Source organism: Sphaerisporangium sp. B11E5, from assembly GCF_039871875.1.
Lineage (GTDB): Bacteria > Actinomycetota > Actinomycetes > Streptosporangiales > Streptosporangiaceae > Sphaerisporangium.
Genome location: NZ_JBDPMD010000038.1, coordinates 17168 through 35304 on the forward strand (window position 1 = coordinate 17168; position 18137 = coordinate 35304).

Below are 18137 nucleotides of genomic sequence, written 5' to 3' on the forward strand. Positions count from 1 at the left end.
AAGGGTCTCCGATACCGGAAACGCCGTCGATACCGGAAACGCCGTCGATACCGGAAGGGTCGCCGAAGCCCTGGAGATCACCGGTGCCCTGGAGGTCGCCGGTGCCCTGGAGGTCGCCGGTGTTCCCGGTGCCGCCGGGTTCCTCGCCGCCCGTGGTGTTCTCAGGGCTCATCGTCCGCCTCTTCGCCGTCCCGGGCCGCCGCACCAGGTTGCTCGCCCGCGCGCCCCGTGCCGGGTGGCGCGCTCTCGTCGTAGTCGTCGGTGACCGCGACGTCGCCGTCGTCGGCACCGGTCCAGGTCACGTGCAGGTCGCCGAGCGGCTCGATCTGCTCGAACGACACCGCCGACTCCCGGAACAGCTCCAGGATGGCGAGGAAGCGTGCGATGACCTCGAAGGTGCCCGCACAGTCGGCGGTCAGGGCCCGGAACGTCGCCCTGCGCACGCGCCGTAGCCGTTCCACAAGGATAGCGGCTTGCTCCCGGACGTTGGCCACAGGTTGATAGATGTGCGCGGTGGAGACCGTGGGCGGCAGCTTGGGCGTGAACACCCGGGCCGCGATCTTGGCGAACCGCGCGGGGCCGACGCCGAGCACCAGCTCCGGCAGCAGCCCGGCGAACTGAGGCTCCATCGGCACGACCCGGGGGAAACGCAGCGCCTCCTCCGCCATCAGCCCGGAGAAGATCTTCGCGACCTCCTTGTACGCGCGGTACTGCAGCAGCCGGGCGAACAGCAGGTCGCGGGCCTCCAGCAGCGCGAGGTCCTCCTCGTCCTCCACCTCGCCGGTCGGCAGCAGCCGGGCGGCCTTCAGGTCCAGCAGGGTGGCGGCGACCAGCAGGAAGTGGCTGGTCTGGTCGAGGTCCCACTCGGGGCCGCGTGAGCGGATGTAGGAGATGAACTCGTCGGTCACCTGGTGGAGGGAGACCTCGGTGATGTCGAGCTTGTGCTTGGCGATCAGGCCGAGCAGCAGGTCGAACGGGCCCTCGAAGACCTCCAGGTGCACCTGGAAGGCGTCGGGGCGGGCCGCGGCCGCCGGCTGGTCTTTCACCGCCTCATTGTCCCGCACCGGCCGCCGTTCCCGCGTCACCCGCCGTCACGGGCGCGGCCGGCGGTGGCTCAGGGGCGGGTGGGCCAGCGGGCGAGCAGCTCGCGGGCCAGCTCCCGGTAGGCGGTGGCGCCCATGGACGCCGGGTCGAACTGGGTGATCGGCTCGCCGGCCAGGGTGGCGTCCGGGAAGCGCACGGTCCGGTTGATCACGGTGTGGAAGACCTTGTCGCCGAAACCCTGCATGATCGTCTGGAGGACCTCGCGCGCGTGCAGGGTGCGCGGGTCGTACATGGTGGCGAGGATGCCGTCGATCTCGAGGTTCTTGTTGAGCCGCTCCTGCACCTTGGTGATCGACTCCATCAGCAGGGCCACGCCGCGCAGTGCGAAGAACTCGCACTCCAGGGGCACGATGACGCTGTGGGCGCAGGTCAGCGCGTTAACGGCGAGCAGGCCGAGGGACGGCTGGCAGTCGATCAGGCAGATGTCGTAGTCGGCCAGCAGCGGCTCCAGGGAGCGGCCGAGGGCGTACTCGCGGGCGACCTCGTTGACCAGCCGGATCTCGGCGCCGGACAGGAAGATGTTGCTCGGCAGGAGGTCCATGCCGTCGACGCTGGTGCCGAGCAGGACGTCGTCCACCGTGACGTCCGGCTCTTCCATGATCAGGTCGTAGACCGTGGCCTCGAGGGGCCGGGGGTCGATGCCGAGACCCACCGACAAGGCACCCTGGGGGTCGAAGTCGACGAGCAGGACCCGCTGGCCGTGCTCGGCGAGCGAGGCCCCGAGGTTGATCGTCGTGGTGGTCTTGCCGACGCCGCCCTTCTGGTTGACCATGGCCACGACCCGCGCGGGCCCGTGGGTGGTCGGCGGCACGGGGTCGGGAAAGACGGGACGCGGCCGTCCGGTGGGACCCAGAATTCCCTCGCTCCTGGGATCCCCCCAGGATCCGTCGGGGCCTCCTGCGAGTTCCCGCATGGACGTGTCTGTGGTCGTCACCAGTTGAACCTCCCTGACGGTCCCGAACCGGACCGTCCGGACGGACACTATGGGGTCGGCACGTATGCGGCAAGGCGACGCGCCAGTGGGCTATGAAGTTGGACGCCCGAGAGGGACCGCCGCGTACGCCGCGCGGAGCTTGTCGACACCCGCCGGAGTGTAGACCTGGGTGGTCGTGACCGACGCGTGACCGAGCAGCTCCTGCACAACCCTAACGTCCACTCCCGCGTCAAGGAGGTGAGTTGCGAACGAATGCCGCAACATGTGCGGCGACACACCCACCAGTCCCGCCCGCTCGGCGGCGGCCTGCAGCACCTCCCAGGCGCCCTGCCGGGTGAGCCTGCCGCCGCGGGCGTTGAGGAACAGGGCCGCCGTGCCGCGGCCGTGCGCCCAGATCACCGGCCGGCCCAGGGTCAGGTACGCGCCGAGCGCGTCGGCGGCGTACCGGCCGAGGGGGACGGCGCGCACCCGGCCGCCCTTGCCGCGCAGCCGCACCTGCGCGGTGTCCACGTCGTCCACGGTGAGGCCGACGGCCTCGGAGATGCGGGCGCCGGTGCCGTACAGCACCTCCAGCAGGGCCCGGTTGCGGTGGGTCAGCGGCGCGCCGGGCGGGCCCGCCGCGGCGATCAGCCGTTCCACCTCGGCGACCCCGATGGCCTTCGGCACGCTCGGCGGGCGGGCCGGGGGGTGCACGCCACGGGCCGCGTCGTGCGCGCACACGCCCTCGCGCACCGCGAAACGGTGGAGGCCGCGCACCGCCGAGACGGCGCGGGCCGCGGAGCCCGCTGCGAGAGCCCGGTGGCGTTCGTCGCCGGACCGCAGCGCCGTGAGGAACGCCACGACGTCGCCCTCGTCCACCTCGGCCAGGGACCGGCGCCCGCGCGTCCCGAGATGCCCGAGGTAACGGGCGAGGTCGCGACGGTAGGACGCCAGCGTGTTGGCGGCGAGCCCCCGGTCGGCCGCGAGGTGGGCGAGGTAGCCGTCGATCACGGCCTCGGCGTGGGGGCTCAACGGGCTCAGGACGGGACCTCCGGCTGTCAGGCCTCCTCGGCGCCGGGGGGACGCAGGGCGGTGAAACCGTCGGACGAGGCGGCGTACGCGGCGAGGATACCGGCCACGGCGGGCGCGTTGTGGATCGATCCGTCCAGCGCCTTGCGCACGGCCTCGGCGAGGGGCACCCACACCACCGGCATGTCGGTCTCCTCGTGCTGGCGCACGAAGTCCAGCTCGCCGGGAGCGAGCTCGGTCAGGTCGCGGGCGAGGAAGACACGGATGCGCTCGTCGGACATGCCGGGGCTGGTGAGGATGTCCAGCAGGGTGTGCCAGGTCGTGGCGCGGTAGCCGGCCTCCTCGGCGAGCTCGCGGGCCGCGCACTCCACCAGAGGCTCACCCGGCACGTCCCTGATGCCGGCGGGCAGCTCCCACAGCAGCTTGCGTGCGGGGTGGCGGTACTGGCGCAGCAGCAGCACCCGGCCCTCCTCGTCGAGGGCCACCACGGCGACCGAGCCGGGGTGCCGCACGTAGTCGCGGTCGGCGGTGCCGTCGCCCGGCATGCGGACGGTGTCGGTGCGGGCCGAGATCACCCGGGCCGTGAAGCGCTCGGTGGTCCTCAGCACCTCCCAGGCCTCGGGGACGTCGCGGACGTCCTCGGCGGTCAGGCCGTGCGTGGTGTCGTGGCTCACGCGGTCCGCCCGGCCTTGGCCTCGGTCTCCCGGACGTCGGCGTAGGTCAGTGCCGCCTCGATCAGGCCGTTGAACAGCGGGTGGGGGCGGGTCGGCCGGGACCGGAACTCCGGGTGGGCCTGGGTGCCGACGAAGAACGGGTGGACGTCGCGGTCCAGCTCGGCGTACTCGACGAGACGGCCGTCCGGGGACAGGCCGGAGAAGACCATGCCGACGCGCTCCAGGCGCTCGCGGTAGGCGTTGCCCACCTCGTACCGGTGGCGGTGCCGCTCGTCGGCGTGCGAGGAGCCGTACAGGCGGCGCACGATGGTGCCCTCGCCCAGCTTGGCCGGGTACAGCCCGAGGCGCATGGTGCCGCCCATGTCGCGCTCGCCCGCCACCACGTCCTCCTGGTCGGCCATGGTGGAGATCACCGGGTGGGGGGTGTCGGGGACGAACTCGGTGCTGTTGGCGTCCGCGATGCCGGCGAGGTGGCGGGCGGACTCGATGACCATGCACTGCATGCCGAGGCAGATGCCGAGCAGGGGGACGCGCTGCTCGCGGGCGTGGCGGATCGCGCCGACCTTGCCCTCGATGCCGCGCACGCCGAAGCCGCCGGGGATCAGCACGCCGTCCACGCCGTCGAGCTCGCGGGCGGCCCCCTCGGGGGTCTCGCAGTCGTCGCTCTTCACCCAGCGGATGTTGACCCGGGCGTCGCGGGCGAACCCGCCGGCGCGCAGGGCCTCGGTGACCGACAGGTAGGCGTCGGGCAGGTCGATGTACTTGCCGACCAGGGCGATGGTGACCTCGGTGGCGGGGCGGTGCACCCGGCGCAGGAGCTGGTCCCACTCCTGCCAGTCGACGTCGCGGAACGGCAGGCCGAGGCGGCGGATGACGTACGCGTCCAGGCCCTCGGCGTGGAGGACCTTCGGGATGTCGTAGATGCTCGGGGCGTCCACGGCCGAGACCACGGCGTCCTCGTCCACGTCGCACATCAGGCTGATCTTGCGTTTGAGCGAGGTGGTGATGGGGCGGTCGGAGCGGCAGACGATCGCGTCGGGCTGGATGCCGATGCTGCGCAGGGCGGCCACCGAGTGCTGGGTGGGCTTGGTCTTCAGCTCGCCGCTCGGGCCGATGTACGGCAGCAGCGAGACGTGCAGGAAAAACACGTTGTCACGGCCCACCTCGTGGCGCACCTGGCGCACGGCCTCGAGGAACGGCAGCGACTCGATGTCGCCCACGGTGCCGCCGACCTCGGTGATCACCACGTCGACGTCCGGGGCGGCCATGCCGCGGATGCGGTCCTTGATCTCGTTGGTGATGTGCGGGATGACCTGCACGGTGTCGCCGAGGTACTCGCCGCGGCGCTCCTTGGCGATGACGTTGGAGTACACCTGACCGGTGGTGACGTTGGCCGAGCCGTGCAGCTCGGTGTCGAGGAAACGCTCGTAGTGGCCGACGTCGAGGTCGGTCTCGGCGCCGTCGTCTGTGACGAACACCTCACCGTGCTGGAACGGGTTCATCGTCCCGGGGTCGACGTTGAGGTAGGGGTCCAGCTTCTGCATGGTGACCCGCAGGCCGCGGAGCTTCAGCAGGCGCCCCAGGCTGGAGGCGGTGAGCCCCTTGCCGAGACTGGAGGCGACGCCTCCGGTGACGAACAGATGCTTTGTTGGTGCGGCGCTGCGCAAGGAGGGTCTCCCGTGGTCCGTCGTGTCGCGGCCGTCCGGCGAGCGGCCGCGTGTCCACGGGCTCTCAGAATATCAAAGGCGGCCTTCGAAGTGCCCGAACACTTCCCGGGCCTCCGTTCCCTGCATGCTAACCACGGGGTAACTTCTCCGATTATGTCACCCCGTGAGGTAATACGCCGGTTCACTGGCGCTCTGGTGCACCGTGCGTGGTCCGTCGCCCGGACGGCCGGCGCGATCACCCCCCGTTCGCCCGCGGGGTACCGGTTCCGGCGGCTCGGCGAAGGGGCCTGCCTGTCGTTCCCCCAGGGCGCGATCTTCGGCGAGGCGTGGATCGAGATCGGCGAGCACACGCTGGTCGGGGAACGGGTGTCCATCTCGGCGGGCATGGGTCCCGGGGTGGACCTCGGCCCCGACTCCCTGGTCAGGATCGGCGCCCGCTGCTCCATCGGGCGCGGCAGCCACATCGTGGGCCACCACTCCATCGACATCGGCGACGACGTCTTCACCGGCCCGTACGTCTACATCACCGACCAGAACCACGTGTACGACGACCCCGACACCCCCATCGGCCGCCAGTGGCCCCGCAACAACCCCGTCACCATCGGCCCCGGCTCCTGGCTCGGCACCGGGGCGATCATCCTCCCCGGCACCCACGTGGGCCGCCAGTCCGTGGTCGCCGGCGGCGCCGTGGTCCGCGGCCACTTCCCCGACCACTGCGTCATCGCCGGCGTCCCCGCCCGCGTCGTCCGCCGCTACTCCCCCGAACAAGGCTGGCACTCCCCCACTCTGGGCACCTCCCTGACCGGCGAACTCGACACCTCCCTCGACCCGGCCCCGGCCCTGGACGGCGGCCCCCTCACCCCCGCCCCCTGAAGGCCGCTCCGCCCCCGGAACCGTGTGCCCCCCTGAGGGCGCACCCGGCCCCCTGGACGCCGTCCTCGCTTGCGGGAAGCCCTGGCCCCTGAACAGCCCCTCAGCGCCCGTACCGCCCCCTACGGCCCCTCTACGGCCCCCAGGGGAACGCCCGCCGCCCCCTCCTTCGTTCTTCCCGGCGAGACGACACACGAAGGAGATGAGAGCATCCGATGCTGGCGGCCCTGACCGGCCTCGGCCTGTCCACCGCGGCGGGCCTGAACGCCTACATCCCGTTGCTGGTGGTCGGCCTCGCCGCCAACCTCACCGACACGGTGAAGCTCCCCGACGGCTACGCCTGGCTCTCCGACGGCTGGGTCCTCGCCATCATCGCCGTCCTCCTCGCCGCCGAGGTGATCCTCGACAAGGTCCCCATCGTGGACCACGTCAACGACATGATCCAGACCGCCGTCCGCCCCGCCGCCGGCGGCGTCGTCTTCAGCGCCACCCAGGCCGCCTCCCAGCTCGACAACTCCACCTGGATGACCCAGCACCCCTGGGCGAGCTGGACCCTGGGCATAGGCGTCGCCCTGATCGTCCACCTGATGAAGTCCACGGCCCGCCCCGTGGTCAACGCCACCACCGCCGGTGTGGGCGCTCCCGTGGTCAGCACCGCAGAAGACGCCGGCTCCCTGGGCCTCAGCCTGGTAGCGATCTTCTTCCCCCTCCTGGTGATCGCCGCCCTGGCCGCACTGGCCCTCCCCGCCTGGTGGCTGATCCGCCGCCGCAAAGCCCACCGGACCGCCCGCGCGCAACGACTCCCGCACCCCTCATCATGAGGAGCGAAAGCGTCACACTACAGTCACGGAACGTGGCACAATGACGATGACGCGTGACATCCGGGCGACAGGAAGGAGATCACCAGGATGACGACGGCGCTCCCTGAGTGGTTCTACCCCGGCCCAAAGGGCGGATGGACCGCAGACATGTTGGACCATCTTCCGCCTGACGCGCCGAGGCGTGTCGAATTGATAGACGGCACCCTAATCATGATGTCCCCCCAGACTCAGTTCCACGCCCTCATGATCGGGCTTCTACGAGACTCACAGCAGGGGATACGCCCTCCAGAGCACCTTGCGGTCATCCAGGAGATGGCCATCACCCTCGGTCTCCGGCAACGCCCTGAGCCTGACGTTCTCGTGATCAGCAGAGAAGCGCTACGCGACATGTCCCGGACGTCCTACAGGCCGGACGAGGTCCACTTGGTGGTCGAGGTCGTCTCCCCCGAGTCCATGGAACGGGATCGCACCGCCAAACCCATCAAGTACTCCAACGCCGGTATCAAGTTCCTCTGGCGCCTGGAGCTTGAAGACGACCACCCCGTGGCATACACGTACGAACTCGACCCCGCGGTGAAAGCGTACGTCCCTACGGGAATCCACCGAGGTCGCCTCCGCACCCACATCGGTTTCGATGTGGACATCGACCTGGACCTCCACCGATTTTCTTGACGACCCAGCTCATGACATGAAGCCACCTTCCGCGACACGCACATAGGGCCGCACCTACTTCAATGGACGCCGGCTTCGCGCATGTCGCGGAGTTCGCGTTTGAGGTCCTTGATCTCGTCTCGCAGGCGGGCCGCGACCTCGAACTGGAGGTCGGTGGCGGCCTGGTGCATCTGGTCGGTCAGGGACTGGATCAGGGACTCCAGTTGGGCGCGGGGCATCTCGCCGGCGATGGCCTTGGCGTGCTGGCCGGTCTGGCGGGAGGCGTAGCCGGGGACGGGGGCCTTGCCTCGGCTCTGCTGCCGGCCGGCGCCGAGGAGGCGGTCGGTGTCGGCGTCCTCCCTCGCCAGGGTGTCGAGGATGTCGGCGATCTTCTTGCGCAGGGGCTGGGGGTCGATGCCGTTGGCCTGGTTGTAGGCGATCTGCTTGGCGCGGCGGCGGTTGGTCTCGTCGATCGCGCGTTCCATGCTCGGGGTGACGCGGTCGGCGTACATGTGGACCTGGCCGGAGACGTTGCGGGCGGCGCGGCCGATGGTCTGGATGAGGGAGGTCTCGCTGCGGAGGAAGCCCTCCTTGTCGGCGTCCAGGATGGAGACCAGGGAGACCTCGGGGAGGTCCAGGCCCTCGCGGAGCAGGTTGATGCCGACGAGGACGTCGAACTCGCCCAGGCGCAGCTCGCGGAGGAGCTCGATGCGGCGCAGGGTGTCGACCTCGCTGTGGAGGTAGCGCACGCGGATGCCGAGCTCCAGGAGGTAGTCGGTGAGGTCCTCGGACATCTTCTTGGTGAGGGTGGTGACGAGGACGCGCTCGTCACGGTCGGCCCGCTCGCGGATCTCGTGCACCAGGTCGTCGATCTGGCCCTTGGTGGGCTTGACGACCACCTCGGGGTCGACCAGGCCGGTCGGGCGGATCACCTGCTCCACGACGTCGCCGCCGCTGCGGCCGAGCTCGTAGGAGCCGGGGGTCGCCGACAGGTAGACCGTCTGGCCGATGCGCTCCAGGAACTCCTCCCACTTCAGCGGGCGGTTGTCCATGGCGGACGGCAGGCGGAAGCCGTGCTCGACCAGCACCCGCTTGCGGGAGGCGTCGCCCTCGTACATGGCGCCGATCTGCGGGACGGTCTGGTGGGACTCGTCCAGCACCAGCAGGAAGTCCTCGGGGAAGTAGTCGAGCAGGGTGTTGGGGGCGGTGCCCGCGGCGCGGCCGTCGATGTGGCGCGAATAGTTCTCGATGCCGGAGCAGGAGCCGACCTGGCGCATCATCTCGATGTCGTAGGTGGTGCGCATGCGCAGCCGCTGGGCCTCCAGCAGCTTGCCCTGCTTCTCCATGGTGGCCAGTGATTCGGCCAGCTCGGCCTCGATGTCGCGGATCGCCCGCTCCATGCGCTCGGGGCCGGCGACGTAGTGGGACGCGGGGAAGACGTAGATCTCCTCGTCCTCGGTGATCACCTCGCCGGTGAGCGGGTGCAGGGTGGCGAGCTTCTCGATCTCGTCGCCGAACATCTCGATGCGCACGGCCAGCTCTTCGTACTGCGGGATGATCTCGATGGTGTCGCCGCGCACCCGGAACGTGCCCCGGGTGAAGGCGAGGTCGTTGCGGGTGTACTGCATGTCCACCAGGCGGCGCAGCAGCCGGTCACGTTCGATCTCCTGGCCGACCTTGAGCCGGAGCATGCGGTCGACGTACTCCTGCGGGGTGCCGAGGCCGTAGATGCACGACACCGACGCGACCACGACGGTGTCGCGGCGGGTGAGCAGCGAGTTGGTGGCCGAGTGACGCAGGCGGTCCACCTCGTCGTTGATCGAGGAGTCCTTCTCGATGTAGGTGTCGGTCTGCGGGACGTACGCCTCGGGCTGGTAGTAGTCGTAGTACGACACGAAGTACTCGACGGCGTTGTTGGGGAGCATCTCGCGTAGCTCGTTGGCGAACTGGGCGGCGAGGGTCTTGTTGGGCTGCATCACCAGGGCGGGCCGCTGCAGCCGCTCGATGAGCCACGCAACCGTGGCGGTCTTGCCGGTGCCGGTGGCACCCAGCAGGACACTGTCCTTGTCGCCCGCCTTGACGCGGCGCTCCAGCTCGGCGATCGCCGTCGGCTGGTCGCCGGAAGGGGTCATCTCGGTGACGACCTCGAAGGGCGCCACCCTGCGCTGCAAATCGGTTACCGGCCTCACGTCTCCATAACCTACGCTGCCCCACCGACAATTCCGCCGTCACGGCCCCGGCGGCCCCGCGGTCAGCGACAGGGCCGCGACGGCGGCGGCGACGCCGGTGACCGCCAGGCAGGCCCCGGTGAGCACGAACCTGGCCATCGGCACCCCCACGCCGTGGCGGCGGCACGTTTCGAACCACAGCAGCGTGGCCACCGACGCCCACGGCGTGACCACCGAACCCACGTTGACGCCGATCAGCAGCGCCGGCAGCGCGTCCGGGGTGCCCGGCGGCACGACCCGCTCCCCGGCGTAGTAGGCGGGCAGGTTGTTCACGACGTTCGCCAGCCCGGCGCCCGCCGCGGCCGTGCGGTAGCCGCCGTCGCCGGCGAGGGCGCGGGTCAGGTCGTCCAGGCCGTACCGGCTGAGGGCGGGGATCACGAGGAACAGCCCGGCGACGAAGACGAGGAGCCACCAGGGCACCAGGGCCCAGGTGAGCTTCGCCCGGTCGCGCCAGGCGAACACCGCGACCAGCGCCGCCGCGGACGCCACGGCCACCTCGGCGATGGGGGCGCCCGCCAGGACGGCCGCCACGAAGAGCGCGCACACCACGGCCGCCGCACGGAACAGCACCCGGTCGCGCACCGGCGCGGGCGGCGGGGGCCGGTAACCGCCCCGCGCGCCCCGTGCGCCGCGCCGCCAGAAGAAGACCCACAGCAGCGACGCGGTCACCGCCAGGGCCGCGGCCTGGGGCGCCCACATGCGGGCGGCGAACCCGTGGGTGGACAGGTTCAGCCTGCCCTCGGCCAGCAGGTTGGTGAGGTTGGACACCGGCAGCAGCAGGCTGGCGGTGTTGGCCGGCCAGATCGTGGTCATCGCGAGCGGCAGGGCGGGGATGTCCGTCCGGGACGCCAGCACCAGCAGCACGGGGGTCAGCAGCACGGCGGTGGTGTCGAGGTTCAGGAGCATCGTGATGAGCGCGGCGAACGCCACGCACAGCGCGAACAGGGCCCAGTACCTGCCCCGCCCGGCGATGGCGAGCCGGGCGGCGAGCACGTCGAAGACGTCCGCCTCCTTGACCAGTCCGGCGAAGACGATCACCGCGGCCAGGAACACCAGCAGCGGCCCCACCCGGCCGACGTCCGCCACCGCCTCCGGCCAGGGCAGCACCCCCGTGACCACGCACAGCAGTCCCACGGTCAGCACCGCGAGCCGCACGAGGTCGAGCCGGCGCATCGGGCTCAGCGGCCGCCGCGGCGGGCCATCAGGTCCTGCCACACCTCGCGGGCGCGGGCGTCGAGGTCGTCCAGGGAGCCGTCGTTGGGGATGACGATGTCGGCGACCTTGAGGCGGTCCTCGCGGGTGGCCTGGGCCTTGATGCGGGCGAGTGCGTCGTCCTCGGACATGCCGCGGCGGGTGGTGAGGCGGGACAGGCGGACGTCGTCGGGGGCGTCGACGACGATCACGACGTCGTACATCGGAGCCAGGCCGTTCTCGGCGAGCAGGGGGACGTCGTACACCACGATCGCGTCCTCGGGGGCCTGGCGCTGCAGCTCGGCGACGCGCTCGCCGACCCGGGGGTGGACGATGGCGTTGAGACGAGCCAGTTGCCCGGAGTCGCTGAAGACGACGCGGCCGAGCTTCTCGCGGTCCAGCGTGCCGTCGGGACGCAGCACGCCGGAGCCGAACGTCTCGACGATCTCCGCCAGGCCGCCGGTGCCGGGCTCCACCACCTCGCGGGCGATCTTGTCGGCGTCGATGACGACGGCGCCGAGTGCGCCGAGCCGCCTGGAGACCTCGCTCTTGCCCGACCCGATCCCGCCGGTCAGCCCAACCTTAAGCATGCACGGAAGCGTAGCCCGTGGCCGTGGGCACGGGCTTGCGGAGATGGATGAGGGTGAGGTGGGGGTGGAGGCGCTCGCGGCGGGTCTCGTGGTACCCGAGGCGGCGGTACAGCCGGAGGTTGTCCTCGGACAGATGGCCGGTGAACAGGTCGAACGCCTCGGCGGGCGGGGTCAGCTCGGCCTCGATCGCCTGGAGCAGAGCGGTGCCGACGCCCCGGCCCTGCAGGTCGGGCACCACCGCGAGGCGCCCGATCACGCCGGTCGTGCCGCTGAGCCGCCCGCGCACCGTGCCGACGACCCGCCCGCCGTCCAGCGCCTTCAGCACCACGGCGGTCCGCACGGCCTCCCGCATGCCCTCAAGCGACTCCACGAGCGGCGGTATGAACGGATCGCCGTACAACTGGGCCTCGGCGACATAGGCGGCCCGCTGGACGGTCAGCAGCTCTCCGGCGTCCTCGGGGCGGGCCCGCTCGATCCGCGTCACGCGCCCCACTGTAGGGCACCGGCCCCACCCGGGCGGACGGCGGAACCCGCGCGCACAGGGCAAGTGGACGTCTGCGAGGGCGGACCAGGGGGACGGGAGTCAGGGGCCGGAAACGGGTCGAGGACCCCGCTTTCGCGGGGTCCTCGCCGGTGGAACGGTGTCGCGGGTCAGCTCTGGCCGCCGGCCAGCTTCTCCCGCAGGGCGGCGAGCGCCTCGTCCGACGCCAGGGCGCCACCCGTGGGGGCGGAACCGGTGGACGACGGCGGGGTCTCGCCCGTGTACGACGACGGAGCCGCGGCCTGGGCCTCCTCGGCGCGGGCCTTCTCGACCTGCGACTTGTGGGCCTCGAAGCGGGTCTGGGCCTCGGCGTACTGCCGCTCCCACTCCTCGCGCTGCTTCTCGTAACCCTCGAGCCACTCCCCGGTCTCGGGGTCGAAGCCGTCGGGGTAGATGTAGTTGCCCTGCTCGTCGTAGTTGGCCGCCATGCCGTACAGCGTGGGGTCGAACTCGACGTCGGCGCCGATGGCACCCTCGTTGGCCTGCTTCAGCGACAGCGAGATGCGCCGGCGGTCGAGGTCGATGTCGATGATCTTGACGAAGATCTCGTCGCCGACCTGGACGACCTGCTCGGGGATCTCGACGTGGCGCTCGGCCAGCTCGGAGATGTGCACCAGGCCCTCGATGCCCTCCTCGACCCGGACGAACGCACCGAACGGCACCAGCTTGGTGACGCGCCCGGGGACGACCTGGCCGATCTGGTGGGTGCGGGCGAACTGCTGCCAGGGGTCCTCCTGCGTCGCCTTGAGCGACAGGGAGACCCGCTCGCGCTCCATGTCCACGTCGAGCACCTCGACGGTGACCTCCTGGCCGACCTCGACGACCTCGGAGGGGTGGTCGATGTGCTTCCAGGACAGCTCGGAGACGTGCACCAGGCCGTCGACCCCACCGAGGTCGACGAACGCGCCGAAGTTGACGATCGACGACACGACGCCCTTGCGGACCTGACCCTTCTGCAGGGTGTTGAGGAACGTCTGGCGCACCTCGGACTGGGTCTGCTCGAGCCAGGCGCGGCGGGACAGGACCACGTTGTTGCGGTTCTTGTCCAGCTCGATGATCTTCGCCTCGAGCTCGCGGCCGACATACGGCTGCAGGTCGCGCACGCGGCGCATCTCGACCAGCGACGCGGGCAGGAAGCCGCGAAGGCCGATGTCGAGGATCAGGCCGCCCTTGACGACCTCGATGACCGTGCCGGTGACGATGCCGTCCTCGTCCTTGATCTTCTCGATCGTGCCCCAGGCGCGCTCGTACTGGGCGCGCTTCTTGGACAGGATGAGACGGCCTTCCTTGTCCTCCTTCTGAAGGACAAGCGCCTCGACGTGCTCTCCGACCTCGACGACCTCGGCCGGGTCGACATCGTGCTTGATCGAGAGCTCGCGCGAGGGGATGACGCCCTCGGTCTTGTAGCCGATGTCGAGCAAGACCTCGTCTCGATCGACCTTGACGACGGTGCCTTCGACGATGTCGCCGTCGTTGAAGTACTTGATGGTCTCGTCGATCGCGGCGAGGAAGGCCTCCTCGGAACCGATGTCGTTGACCGCTACCTGCGGGGTGTTCGAGGTGGCCTCAGTGCTGCTCGTCATGTGTGGAATTGCTCCGAACGCGGACAGAAGTCGATGTGGCGGGCGCGCGGCAGGCCGTCTGTCGCTCAAGCCGAGGATGGTCAGCGTGACCCATGGTCGACATGACCGAGCGCGAGCCCGCTCCGTCCGAGGCGCACGCAGGCCCACAGCGCAGCGATCAGCATATGCAAGCACGTGGGGCCCGGTCAATCCGGCGCCCACCAGCACAACCGTCGCAAGCCCTCAGTACACGACGGTCAACCGGCGCAGCTTTGCCAAGATCTTACCGCGAAATCGTTGCGGCATGGATATGTGGGCGGGGTCGCCGTCTGATGTGTAGCGCTCACGTGGGTGCTCGTCAAGCCACTCTAGCCAGTGCTGGGAGCACCATTTACGGCATTCACCATTTTTGCCATTGGACTGGATGCGCGGGATGTTGTAGCGGTCGAAGCTCTTCGCGTAGGGCGAAACCGACGGCTCGGCACCGGCCAGGAAAACGGCGTCGAAGTGGTACTTGGTGCCGTCCCAGGAGCCGTCGTGCGCCAGCGAGCGCTTCTTGGGCCTGCTGCCGTAGGGCAGGGCGAACGTCTCCGACGGCGGGGCGCCGAGGCGCTCCAGCAGGCGCTGCTGGCGGACGATCACCTCGCTGACCTTCTTCTTGGACAGGCGCCGCAGGTCCGGGTGCCCGTAGGTGTGGTTGGCGACCTCGAAGCCGCGCTCCGTCAGCCACCGCACCGCGGCCCGCTGGCGTTCCCGGTCCCGGAAGCCGAACGGGTCGTGGTTCACCCAGAACGTCGCCACCGGCCGGAACCCCGGGTACCGCTGCGCCACCTCCAGGAGGATCCGCACCGCCGTGTCCGGCAGCGGCAGCCCGTCGGCGCCGAGCGCGAAGTGACTGGGGTTGCCGTCGTCGAACGTCAGCACCACCGGGTGGGTGCCCGCCGGGATGTCGATCCTCCCCGTGGCGAACTCCGCGGCCGTGACCGGCACGTACCCGGCCCGGGCCAGCCGCTCCAGCTCGGCACGCAGCTGACCGGGCGTGCGATCGATGCCGGCGACCCGCTTGCGGAGGATCCGGTGATACATGATCACCGGCACGAGGCCCATCTCGTTGGCCCCGATCTCCCGCGCCCACTCCGGGGTGGCCCGCACCCCCGGCGCCCCGTCCCCCCGTGGCGCCACCGGCCCCCGTTCCCCCGCGCTCCCGCCGCGCGGGCGCACCGGCACCTCCCCGGCCGGCTCCCCGGCCGGCTCCCCGAAGGGCAGTACGAGCAACGCCACGACGGCGACCACCATCACAGCGACGTTGATGATCCCGATGACGTGCGTAAGTCCGGGTGCGCTCCGCACAGATGCTCCCTGAAAGCTCTCCTCAAGTCGATCTTCTCCCAGGACGGCCTCCGCTGCCCCGAGCTGCGCCAGCGTACACGTCCATCATGTGCCGAAATTTGCCCGCGAACTCATAACCCCAGAAAAGCGAAAAGCGCGCCGGAGGCCTGGACGGCTCTCACGGCGCGCGGGACGGGGGTCAGTGGCCGGCGGTCTCCCAGGTGCCGCCGGTGCCGGTGGAGACGGACAGGGGGACGCTCAGGGGGTAGGCGGCGCACATCTGGTCGGTCACCAGGGTGCGCAGCGCGTCCAGCTCGCCGGGGGCCACCTCGAAGACGAGCTCGTCGTGGACCTGGAGGAGCATGCGTGAGCGAAGGTCCGCGTCCTTCATGGCCTTGCTGACGTGGAGCATGGCGACCTTGATGATGTCGGCGGCCGAGCCCTGGATGGGGGCGTTGAGCGCCATGCGCTCGGCCATCTCGCGGCGCTGGCGGTTGTCGCTCGTCAGGTCGGGCAGGTAGCGGCGGCGGCCGAGGATGGTCTCGGTGTAGCCGTCGTGGCGGGCCTGGGCGACGATGGCGGCCAGGTAGTCGCGGACGCCGCCGAACTCCTCGAAGTACTCCTCCTTGAGGGCGCGGGCCTCGGCCACGGGGATGTTGAGCTGGCCGGACAGGCCGAAGTCGGACAGGCCGTAGGCCAGGCCGTAGTTCATGGCCTTGATGCGGGCGCGCAGCTCGCTGTCGACCTGCTCGGGCGGGAGGTCGAACACCCGGGCCGCGGTGGCCTTGTGGAAGTCGTGGCCGGACTCGAACGCGGCGATCAGCGAGGCGTCCCGCGACAGGTGGGCCATGATGCGCAGCTCGATCTGGCTGTAGTCGGCGGTGAGCAGGCATTCGTACCCCTCGCCGACCACGAAGCCCTGCCGGATGCGCCGCCCCTCGGCGGTGCGGATCGGGATGTTCTGCAGGTTGGGCTTCTCCGACGACAACCGGCCGGTGGCCGCGATGATCTGGTTGAACGTGGTGTGGATGCGCCGGTCGTCCCCGATCTCCTTGATCAGGCCCTCGACGGTGACCTTCAGCCGGGTCTGGTCGCGGTGGCGCAGCAGGATGGTGGGCAGCTCGTTGTCGGTCTGGGTGGCGAGCTGGGCCAGCGCGTCGGCGTCGGTGGTGTAACCGGTCTTGATGCGCTTGGTCTTCGGCAGCCCGAGCTTGACGAACAGGATCTCCTGCAACTGCTTGGGCGAGCCGAGGTTGAACTGCTCCCCCACCACGCGGTGGGCCTCCTCGACGGCCTGCTTGACCGCCGCGCCGAACTCGGCCTCCAGCCCCATGAAGTAGTCGCGGTCGGCGGCGATGCCGGCGCGCTCCAGCTCGGCCAGCACCCGCACCAGCGGCAGCTCCACCTCCTGCATCAGCCTGCTGCCGCCGCGGGGCCCCAGATGGGCCTCCAGGGCGTCCGCGAGCTCGCGCACGGCGTCGGCCCGGACGGCGAGCTCCTCGGCCGCGTTGTCCTCGGGGTCGTCGAACAGGGCGGCCTGCCCGCCGTTGTCGGCCTCGGCGCGCAGCTCGCGGTGCAGGTAGCGCAGCGCGAGGTCGTCCAGCGGGAAGGACCGCTGCCCCGGCATCGCGAGGTACGCCGCGAGCGCCGTGTCGCACGTGAGCCCGCGCAGGTCGAGCCCGTACGCCCACAGGGCCAGCAGCGGCCCCTTGGCGTCGTGGAGGGCCTTCGGGGCGCTCTCGTCGGCCAGCCACGCGCCGAGCGCGCTCTCGTCGTCGGGCGTGAGGGCGGTGAGGTCGATGTACGCGGCGCGGGCCGGCTGCCTCTCGGCACCGGGGACGGCGATCGCGAGGTTGTCCAGGCGGCCGGTGCCGCTGCCGGAGACGCCCTTGACGGCGAGCCCGGCCCGCCCGCCCGGCACCTTGGCCAGCCAGTCGCCCACCTGGCCGGGCCCGAGCGTGGTGACCTCGACGGCGAAGCCCTCTTCCGCCTCGGGCTCGGCGGTGCCGATGCTCTGGTACAGCCGGTCGCGCAGCACGCGGAACTGCAGCGTGTCGAACAGCTTGTGGATCTCGTCGCGGTCCCACTTGCCCATGGTGAGGCCGTCCACCTCGACGTCCAGCGGCACGTCGCGGCGCAGCTCGGTGAGCTGGCGGTTGTGCACGACCTGGCCGAGGTGCTCGCGCAGCTTGTCGCCGACCTTGCCCTTGACCTCGTCGACCCGGTCGACCAGGGCGGCGAGCGAGCCGTACTCCTTGACCCACTTGGCGGCGGTCTTCTCGCCCACGCCCGGGATGCTCGGCAGGTTGTCGCTGGGGTCGCCGCGCAGCGCGGCGAAGTCGGGGTACTGCTCGGGGGTCAGGGCGTACTTGTCGACGACGGCCGCGGGGTCGAAGCGCGTCATGTCGCTGATGCCGCGGCGGGTCATGAGCAGGGTGATGCGGTCGTTGACGAGCTGCAGCGCGTCGCGGTCGCCGGTGACGATGAGGACGTTCATGTCCTGCTCGGCGGCCCGGTGGGCGAGCGTCGCGATGAGGTCGTCGGCCTCGTACCCGGCCAGCGACAGGTGGGGGACGCGCAGCGCGTCGAGCACCTCGAAGATCAGGCTGACCTGGCCGCGGAAGTCGTCGGGGGTCTCCTGGCGGTTGGCCTTGTACTGGTCGTACGCCTCGTGCCGGAAGGTGGGCTCGGACCGGTCGAAGCACACCGCCACGTGGGTCGGCTTCTCGTCACGCAGGACGTTGATCAGCATCGAGGTGAAGCCGTACACCGCCTCGGTGTGCTGGCCGTCGGTCGTGGTGAGGTTGGCGTCCTTGAGGGCGTAGAACGCGCGGTACGCGAGCGAGTGCCCGTCCAGCAGGAGCAGACAGGGTCGGGCGGGGGTCGGATCCGTCTTCGGCACACGTGCAGCCTAGTCTCCTGGTACGACAGAACGGCTCCCTGTTGCGCACTGGAGGCACCCTCTTG

General features: G+C 70.6%; 15 protein-coding genes. 3 read left to right on the forward strand and 12 right to left on the reverse strand.

The features are described 5' to 3' along the window. Positions 1–161: 161 nt before the first annotated feature. From ABGB17_RS27860 to ABGB17_RS27880, 5 genes are all read right to left on the reverse strand, one after another. Entirely contained in the window at positions 162–1046 is an 885-nt protein-coding gene (locus ABGB17_RS27860) for a segregation/condensation protein A (protein WP_347634717.1), read from the reverse strand. 68 nt (positions 1047–1114) lie between these two features. After that, entirely contained in the window at positions 1115–2017 is a 903-nt protein-coding gene (locus ABGB17_RS27865) for an AAA family ATPase (protein ID WP_347634851.1), read from the reverse strand. Positions 2018–2128: 111 nt separating this feature from the next. Further along, positions 2129–3049 (reverse strand): site-specific tyrosine recombinase XerD, encoded by a 921-nt coding sequence (locus ABGB17_RS27870; protein WP_347634719.1) that lies wholly within the window; start codon positions 3047–3049, stop codon positions 2129–2131. Between the two features lie 26 nt (positions 3050–3075). Then, complete coding sequence (locus ABGB17_RS27875) at positions 3076–3720, reverse strand: NUDIX hydrolase (RefSeq protein WP_347634721.1); 645 nt, start codon at positions 3718–3720, stop codon at positions 3076–3078. Then, positions 3717–5387, reverse strand: coding sequence for a CTP synthase (locus tag ABGB17_RS27880; protein ID WP_347634723.1), 1671 nt, complete (start codon positions 5385–5387; stop codon positions 3717–3719). The genes ABGB17_RS27875 and ABGB17_RS27880 overlap by 4 nt, the downstream gene beginning before the upstream one ends. A 195-nt stretch (positions 5388–5582) precedes the next feature. Between ABGB17_RS27880 and ABGB17_RS27885 the strand changes: the two genes are divergently transcribed. From ABGB17_RS27885 to ABGB17_RS27895, 3 genes are all read left to right on the forward strand, one after another. After that, the gene (locus ABGB17_RS27885) at positions 5583–6260 is read left to right on the forward strand and encodes a DapH/DapD/GlmU-related protein (protein WP_347634725.1); all 678 of its coding nucleotides are present in this window, start codon (positions 5583–5585) and stop codon (positions 6258–6260) included. A gap of 212 nt (positions 6261–6472) precedes the next feature. After that, the gene (locus ABGB17_RS27890; protein ID WP_347634727.1) at positions 6473–7078 is read left to right on the forward strand and encodes a DUF4126 domain-containing protein; all 606 of its coding nucleotides are present in this window, start codon (positions 6473–6475) and stop codon (positions 7076–7078) included. A gap of 87 nt (positions 7079–7165) precedes the next feature. After that, positions 7166–7750, forward strand: a complete 585-nt coding sequence (locus ABGB17_RS27895) for a Uma2 family endonuclease (RefSeq protein WP_347634729.1) — start codon at positions 7166–7168, stop codon at positions 7748–7750. Positions 7751–7809: 59 nt separating this feature from the next. On the opposite strand, the gene uvrB is transcribed toward ABGB17_RS27895, so the two are convergent. From uvrB to polA, 7 genes are all read right to left on the reverse strand, one after another. Beyond that, complete coding sequence (gene uvrB / locus ABGB17_RS27900; protein ID WP_347634731.1) at positions 7810–9918, reverse strand: excinuclease ABC subunit UvrB; 2109 nt, start codon at positions 9916–9918, stop codon at positions 7810–7812. A 39-nt stretch (positions 9919–9957) separates the two neighbouring features. Beyond that, complete coding sequence (locus tag ABGB17_RS27905) at positions 9958–11130, reverse strand: SLC13 family permease (RefSeq protein ID WP_347634733.1); 1173 nt, start codon at positions 11128–11130, stop codon at positions 9958–9960. 5 nt (positions 11131–11135) lie between these two features. Then, complete coding sequence (gene coaE, locus ABGB17_RS27910) at positions 11136–11738, reverse strand: dephospho-CoA kinase (protein WP_347634735.1); 603 nt, start codon at positions 11736–11738, stop codon at positions 11136–11138. Further along, positions 11731–12222, reverse strand: a complete 492-nt coding sequence (locus tag ABGB17_RS27915) for a GNAT family N-acetyltransferase (RefSeq protein ID WP_347634737.1) — start codon at positions 12220–12222, stop codon at positions 11731–11733. Before ABGB17_RS27915 ends, coaE begins: the two co-directional genes overlap by 8 nt. Positions 12223–12389: 167 nt before the next feature. Further along, positions 12390–13862, reverse strand: a complete 1473-nt coding sequence (gene rpsA / locus ABGB17_RS27920; RefSeq protein ID WP_347634739.1) for a 30S ribosomal protein S1 — start codon at positions 13860–13862, stop codon at positions 12390–12392. A gap of 222 nt (positions 13863–14084) precedes the next feature. Beyond that, the gene (locus ABGB17_RS27925; RefSeq protein WP_347634741.1) at positions 14085–15191 is read right to left on the reverse strand and encodes a polysaccharide deacetylase family protein; all 1107 of its coding nucleotides are present in this window, start codon (positions 15189–15191) and stop codon (positions 14085–14087) included. A 178-nt stretch (positions 15192–15369) separates the two neighbouring features. Further along, complete coding sequence (gene polA / locus ABGB17_RS27930) at positions 15370–18072, reverse strand: DNA polymerase I (protein WP_347634743.1); 2703 nt, start codon at positions 18070–18072, stop codon at positions 15370–15372. Between the last annotated feature and the right edge of the window lie 65 nt (positions 18073–18137).